8 protein-coding genes are annotated in these 6,244 nt (G+C 61.6%); 2 read left to right on the top strand and 6 right to left on the bottom strand.

Annotated elements, in window-relative coordinates:
- Both RDM88_RS11150 and RDM88_RS11145 read left to right on the top strand, forming a co-directional pair.
- On the top strand, positions 1-351 hold a 351-nt coding region (locus RDM88_RS11150; RefSeq protein WP_374045461.1), incomplete at its 5' end, for a DUF3795 domain-containing protein.
- Positions 351-830: a VOC family protein gene (locus tag RDM88_RS11145; RefSeq protein ID WP_308754910.1), complete on the top strand. Its 480-nt coding sequence runs from the start codon at positions 351-353 to the stop codon at positions 828-830. The genes RDM88_RS11150 and RDM88_RS11145, both read left to right, overlap by 1 nt.
- A 53-nt stretch (positions 831-883) precedes the next feature.
- Here RDM88_RS11145 and RDM88_RS11140 read toward each other — a convergent pair whose 3' ends face one another.
- The 6 genes from RDM88_RS11140 to RDM88_RS11115 all read right to left on the bottom strand — a co-directional run bounded on the left by RDM88_RS11140 (position 884) and on the right by RDM88_RS11115 (position 6,011).
- Positions 884-1,339, bottom strand: coding sequence for an ATPase (locus RDM88_RS11140; RefSeq protein WP_101552404.1), 456 nt, complete (start codon positions 1,337-1,339; stop codon positions 884-886).
- A gap of 22 nt (positions 1,340-1,361) precedes the next feature.
- On the bottom strand, positions 1,362-1,874 hold the full coding sequence (gene coaD / locus RDM88_RS11135; RefSeq protein WP_308754909.1) for a pantetheine-phosphate adenylyltransferase: 513 nt from the start codon (positions 1,872-1,874) through the stop codon (positions 1,362-1,364).
- Between the two features lie 3 nt (positions 1,875-1,877).
- On the bottom strand, positions 1,878-2,426 hold the full coding sequence (gene rsmD / locus RDM88_RS11130; RefSeq protein ID WP_308754908.1) for a 16S rRNA (guanine(966)-N(2))-methyltransferase RsmD: 549 nt from the start codon (positions 2,424-2,426) through the stop codon (positions 1,878-1,880).
- A gap of 421 nt (positions 2,427-2,847) precedes the next feature.
- Positions 2,848-4,683: an excinuclease ABC subunit UvrC gene (uvrC, locus tag RDM88_RS11125; protein WP_308754907.1), complete on the bottom strand. Its 1,836-nt coding sequence runs from the start codon at positions 4,681-4,683 to the stop codon at positions 2,848-2,850.
- Positions 4,684-4,780: 97 nt separating this feature from the next.
- Positions 4,781-5,044: an HPr family phosphocarrier protein gene (locus tag RDM88_RS11120; protein ID WP_308754906.1), complete on the bottom strand. Its 264-nt coding sequence runs from the start codon at positions 5,042-5,044 to the stop codon at positions 4,781-4,783.
- A 223-nt stretch (positions 5,045-5,267) separates the two neighbouring features.
- On the bottom strand, positions 5,268-6,011 hold the full coding sequence (locus RDM88_RS11115) for a DUF554 domain-containing protein (protein WP_308754905.1): 744 nt from the start codon (positions 6,009-6,011) through the stop codon (positions 5,268-5,270).
- Between the last annotated feature and the right edge of the window lie 233 nt (positions 6,012-6,244).

Genomic DNA, 6,244 nt, shown 5'->3' with positions numbered 1-6,244 from the left:
TCGCGGCCCACAAAACGGCTCTGCCGTTTTGGTCACGGCGCGGGCGGGCGGTACCATACGAGGGAGGCTGAAACGATGATCGAATCGAGATGCGGGCTGCTGTGCGGCGAGTGTTCCTACCGGGAGCCGATGGGCTGCAAAGGCTGCGCGGTGATCGAAAAGCCCTTCTGGGGCGACGCATGCCCGGTGAAATCCTGCTGCGAGGCAAAGGGACTGGAGCACTGCGGAGCCTGCGGGGAGTTCCCCTGCGCGCTGCTTACGGGCTTTGCCTACGACCCCGACCAGGGGGACGACGGAAAACGGATCGAACAGTGCCGGCTCTGGCGCGGCGCTGAAAAGGAGGCGTTATGATGAAATTCTGCGGACCGATGCTCTGTGTCCGGGACATGGAGGCATCCAAACGGTTTTATACCGATCTGCTCGGGCAGACGCTCGTGCTCGACTACGGGGAGAACGTGACCTTCGACGGCGGTTTCTCCCTCCAGGAGAAATACCAGGAGATCTGCGGGCTCGATCCCGAGCGGTTCCCGACCCGCTACGGCGGCAACGACGCGGAGCTCTACTTCGAGGAGGCAGACTTTGACGGGTTCCTCGAAAAGCTCGCGGATTGGCCCGGCGTCGAGTACATCCAGCCCTGTCACGAGCGCGGCTGGGGGCAGCGGTGCGTATGCTTCTACGACCCCGACCGGCACATCGTAGAGGTGGGGGAGCCGATGGATCATGTCGCCGCGCGTTTCCTGCTGCAGGGGATGAGTCCCGAGCAGGTGGCGGAACGCACCATGTTCCCGCTAGAGATCGTCCTGAAAATCCAGAAGGCGATCGCCGAATAACGACGGAAAAAACCGGCCCGGACGTTTGTCCGGGCCGGTTTTTGTCGGTCAAATCACCGGCTGGTGGCGTTGCGGAACGCCTGCCGGGTCGCCTTGATCTCGGTGAGGGATTTGACGAGGACCTCCTCGGTCTTGAGCAGGCAGTTGTCGGAAAACTCCTGCGCCGCCTGGCGGATCTCGCGGGATTTGAGCTGCGCCTGGGAGAGGATTTCCGACGCCTTGGCCTGCGCGGCCTTGCTGACCTCCTCCTGCGCGATAAGGGTGCGGGCGCGGTCCTCCGCCTTGCGCACGATCTGCTCCGCCTCTTTCTTGGCGTTTTCGATGATGTCGGTGCGGTCGGAGACGATCGCCTTGGCCTGCTTGATCTCCGCCGGGATGTTCAGGCGGATATCGTCGATCAGGTCGCGCACCTTGTCGGCGTCCACCACACACCGGCCGCCCGAAAGCGGCAGGCTCCAGGAACGGTCGAGCAGTTCGTCGATCACGTCCAGAATTTCATCGATGTTCATTCGGAATCCACTCCTTTATCGGTTATTCGTCAGCTGTTTCTGTTTCGGGGAATTTGATTTTGAGCCGCTCGACCACCGCGTCCAGGATGATGGAGGGGACGAAGCTGCTCACGTCGCCGCCGAAGCGGGCGATCTGCCGCACCATGCTCGAGCTCAGGTACATGTTGTCGCTGCTCGGCGTGAGGAACACCGTCTCCGCCTGGGGCATGAGCTTACGGTTGGTCAGCGCCATCTGGAACTCATAATCAAAGTCGGATACCGCCCGCAGGCCCTTGACGATGGCGACCGCGGACTTCCTACGCACATAGTCTATCAGCAAACCGCTGAACTTGTCAACTTCCACGTTGGGCATGTCCACGCAGACCGCGTGGATGAGGCGCACCCGCTCGTCGAGGGAAAAGATCGGGTTCTTGTCGGGGTTGGCGCTCACCACCACGATCACCCGGTCGAAGAGGCCCGCCGCCCGCCGGATGATCTCCTCATGTCCCTTTGTGATGGGGTCAAAGCTCCCGGGGCAGATCGCCAGTCGTTCCATTCGTCATTCCTCTTCCTGTCGTTTTCTGTAGGTCGTGATCTTCGCCTTGCCATAGCGGTAGGTCCGGTGCAGCAGGAACTCCCCCGCCGCCTCGGGCAGTTCCTCCTTCTTTTCCGTCTCGCAGACGATGACGCCCGTGTCCTTCATGAGCCCCGCGAGCTTCGGCAGCACCGCGGGGATGAGGTTTTCGCCGTAGGGCGGGTCGAGCAGGGCGATGTCGAACCGCTCCTTCGCGCCGAGCAGGAAGCTCTGCGCCTCCATCGCGGCCACCCGCGCGCGGTCGGCGAGCTTGGCCGCCGCAAGGTTGCGGCGGATGACCTCCTGCGCCGCGCGCTCCCGGTCGACAAAGACGCACTGTCTCGCCCCGCGTGACAGCGCCTCGATGCCGAGCTGGCCGCTGCCCGCAAAGAGATCAAGCACAACCGCCTCCGCAAGCTCAAAATGCAGGATGCTGAACATGGCCTCCTTGGCCATATCGGACGTCGGCCGCGTCGCAAGCCCCTCCGGGGCTTCCAACCGCGTGCCGCGCGCCGTTCCGGTAATCACTCTCATATCTCATTTCCTTTCTTCCGAGGAAACTTTCATCAGGCCGCCCGGAGGGCTTTTGAAAAAAGCCCCCGGGACCCGAAAACTCTTATCAGGCCGCCCGGAGGGCTTTTGAAAAAGCCCCCGGGACCCGAAAACTTTTATCAGGCCGGCCTCCGCCCCCTAAGCAGCCTCTACCCGTGGGGGAAAGCGGCGGCCCGCTCCCAACGTGACCGGCGAATCCTCCCCACGCGGGACGTAAACCCTGAACCAAACGCTTTAAGGGTTTCCAAAGGGAACTTCTCCGCCGCGCTGCCCGCACTTCAAACACGGACGGCGGCATATCCCGGCGCGGGGCGCGGACCCTGAACCAAACGCTTTGAGGGTTCCCAAAGGGAACTTTCCCGAAAGTTCCCTTTGGTCATGATACGGGGTTTTACGCAGTTTGTCAATCTTCGGCATGCAGGAAGTCATAGAGCTTCCGGGCGGCGGTTTTGGAAACGCCCTTGACCTCCGCGAGCTGGTCCGGGGACGCGGCGCGGATGGCCTTAATCGTTTTGAAGTGCCGGAAGATTTCCGCCGCGCGTTTTTCGCCGATCCCTTCGCATTGGGTGAGGGTGGACTCAAACGCCGATTTCTGATGCCGCGCCCGGGAAAAGGTGATGGAAAAACGGTGCACCTCGTCCTGAATCGTCGACACGAGGGTGAAGGCGCTGCGGTGGGAATTGATCGCGATCTCGCCGCCCGACTCCGCGATCGCGCGGGTGCGGTGCCGATCGTCCTTGACCATGCCGAAGACAGGCGCCGAAATCCCCATCGAGGCGAGCAGCGGCACGATCGTGGAGACGTGCCCCTTGCCGCCGTCGAGCAGGATGAGGTCGGGCATCCGGTCGAACGCCTCGTCCTTCTGTGTTTCGTCGAGGTAGCGGCCGAACCGCCGGGAAAGCACCTCCGCCATGCTCGCGTAGTCGTCGGTGCCCTGCACCGTCTTAATCGAGAACTTGCGGTAGCAGGCCCGTTTGGGACGCCCGTTCTCAAAGACGACCATGCCGCCCACCACCGTGTCCGAGCCGATGTTGGAGATGTCGTACGCCTCGATGTAGGCGGGCGGTTTCGAAAGCCCGAGCAGCCGCGCCAGCTCGTCGAGCGCCGCGACCTCCCGGCCGGTGCGCTCCGCCTTCTGCGACAGCCGCTCCGCGGCGTTCGCCCGCGCCATTTCCACCAGCTTCTGCTGCTCGCCCCGCTGGGGCACCCGGATTTCCACCCTGTGTCCCGCCTGCTCGGAGAGCAGCTGCGCGGCGATGTCGATGTCCTCGATCTCCCCGTCGAGCTGAACCCGCTTCGGGATATCCTCGCGCGTGGTGTAGTAGCGCAGCAGGAACTCCAGCCGTGCGCCGTCAAGGTCGTCCGTCGCGCCGAGCAGGAAATCCTGCTTGTCCACCAGCCGCTCCCCGCGGAATTTGAGCACCACGGCGCAGGTGTCCTGCTCGCTGCGCGCGAGCGCGATGATGTCCTGGTTGGCAACCTTGGAGAAGACCACCTTCTGCGACTCGCTGATCCGGCTGATCGCCTTGATGCGGTCGCGCAGCTGGGCGGCCTTCTCGAACTGCATCTTTTCGGCGCACTCGTTCATCCGCCGGGTCAGCAGCTCCACCGACTGGGCCCCGCCGCCCCGGATGTATTCGAGCGCCTGTTCGAGTGCTTCCGCATACTCCTCCTGCGAGATCCGCCCCCGGCAGACCCCCATGCACTGCTTGATGTGGAAGTTGAGGCAGGGGCGGCCCTTGCCGAACTCCTGCGGGAATCTGCGGGTGCAGGTTGGCAGCAGGAACGCGCGGTTCACCTCGTCGACCGTCTCGTTGACGACGAAGGAGGAGATGTACGGCCCGATATAGGTCGCGCCGTCCTCCTCCCGCTGAAAGACATGCCGGATGCGCGGATAGGGCTCCTTTGTGACCTTGATATAGCTGTAGCCCTTGTCGTCCTTGAGCAGGATGTTGTATTTGGGGGAATGCAGCTTGATCATGCTGCACTCGAGCACGAGCGCCTCGAATTCGCTGTCGGTGACGATGTAGTCGAAGTCGTGGACGTGGCTCACCATCTGGTAGACCTTCGGCAGGTGCTTTTCCACCGCGCGGAAATAGCTGCTCACGCGGTTTTTGAGCGCCTTGGCCTTGCCGATGTAGATGATGTCGCCCGCGCGGTTCTTCATGATGTACACGCCTGGCCGCAGCGGCAGCTTGTGCGCTTTTTCGGCGAGGTATGGCAGACGCGGGTTGTCCAAGGGAGCCCTCCTTCCCGCAATATGGATTGTTTGCCGATAAAATGAAAAAATGCACCGTCAGGCTTCTGAGCGGTGCATTTTCAGCGGGTGGATGCGATTACTCGGTGAAGCCGGACTCGACCAGCTTGACAAGCCCCTCGACGGCAACCTGCTCATCGGAGCCGTCCGCGATGATGCGGATGGTGGTGCCGCCGACGATGCCGAGGGAAAGGACGCCGAGCAGGCTCTTGGCGTTGACGCGGCGCTCCTCCTTCTCAACCCAGATGGAGGATTTATACTCGTTTGCTTTCTGAATAAAGAATGTTGCGGGGCGGGCGTGCAAACCGACCTGGTTCTGAACGGCGACTTCTTTCACAAACATTTCAATACTCTCCTATTTCTCAAGTATGTGGCGTTGAATAAGTTGTTACTATTATAAGCGCATTGCGTCAAAGCGTCAACGCTTTTTGTCCCACTTTTGCCAATCGCAGGGATTTTCTGTTTCTTTCCCAGTTCGGCCGCTTTACCGCTCCCGTGCAATTGTGCAACTTTGCTATAAAGTTTTCAACAATTATAGCAAGATACCCGGAAAGACCGGCCGGGTTTCAAAACATCTGCCGAACCTGGTCGAAAAAGCGCGCAACATGCGGCTGGGCCAGCGTGTAGACCACCGGCACGAGAAGGGCGGGCAGCAGGTTGGCGGTGCGGATGTTTGTGAACTCCAGAAAGTTGATGCCGATGCACATGACGATCGTATAGCCCACCATGCAGATGGCGTTGAGCATCGGGCCGGAGACGACCGGCGCGAGCACCCCGGCGAGCAGCGTGATCGAACCCTGGTACGCCAGCACCGGGATAAACGCGAACACCACGCCGAACCCCAGCGTGGAGCCGAGGATGATCGAACAGATGAAGTCCAGCGCCGATTTGATGAAGAGGACGCTCGGGTCGCCGGTGAGGCCGTCGTTCAGCGCGCCGATGATCGCCATCGCGCCGACGCAGAAGATGAGCGACGCGTTGATGAACCCCTTGGCGAAGCCCTCCTTGCCGAACTTCGCCTCGATCGCCTTCCCGCCGCGCACGAGCGCCGCGTCGATGTCGCACAATTCCCCGAGCACCCCGCCGACGACCATGCTTGCAATCAGCAGAAGCGAACCGTCGGCGGACAGTCTGCCGTCGGCGCCCACCGTGACCATCGAGGTGATGACCCCTTCGATGCCCACGAGAAAAACCGCCAGGCCCAGCAGCTTCATCGCCGTCTCCTCCACCTTTTTGGGGAGCCCGCGGCGGATCAGCAGGCCGATCATGCCGCCCGCGATCACTGAAATTGCGTTGACTATCGTTCCCATCTATTCTGCCTCGTTTCTGTCATTGTATGTGCCGTGTTTGCGCGGGGTTCCGCGCGGAATTGATTTTTTTGCCCGGCGATCTTCTTGGATTTGCCGCTCATCGAGCGGCAGAGCTTGCTGGGCTGCGCCCGGCGACGGTTTTAGATTTCCCGCCCAGCGGGCGGAGGGCTTGCCGGTAATCGACCGGCGGCGACCCTATTTCTTGTACGGACAAGAAATAGGGGAAAGAAACC

Source organism: uncultured Anaerotruncus sp., assembly GCF_902490045.1.
GTDB lineage: Bacteria > Bacillota > Clostridia > Oscillospirales > Ruminococcaceae > Anaerotruncus.
Note: the sequence above shows the minus strand (reverse complement) of the source record. Positions and strands in the feature narration are given on the sequence as shown.

Excerpts from the sequence above, each read along its gene's own strand:
- RDM88_RS11145 (WP_308754910.1), top strand. The coding sequence starts at position 351 with ATGAAATTCTGCGGACCGATGCTCTGTGTCCGGGACATGGAGGCATCC.
- RDM88_RS11115 (WP_308754905.1), bottom strand. The coding sequence starts at position 6,011 with ATGGGAACGATAGTCAACGCAATTTCAGTGATCGCGGGCGGCATGATC.
- RDM88_RS11140 (WP_101552404.1), bottom strand. The coding sequence starts at position 1,339 with ATGAACATCGATGAAATTCTGGACGTGATCGACGAACTGCTCGACCGT.
- RDM88_RS11120 (WP_308754906.1), bottom strand. The coding sequence starts at position 5,044 with ATGTTTGTGAAAGAAGTCGCCGTTCAGAACCAGGTCGGTTTGCACGCC.
- coaD (WP_308754909.1), bottom strand. The coding sequence starts at position 1,874 with ATGGAACGACTGGCGATCTGCCCCGGGAGCTTTGACCCCATCACAAAG.
- rsmD (WP_308754908.1), bottom strand. The coding sequence starts at position 2,426 with ATGAGAGTGATTACCGGAACGGCGCGCGGCACGCGGTTGGAAGCCCCG.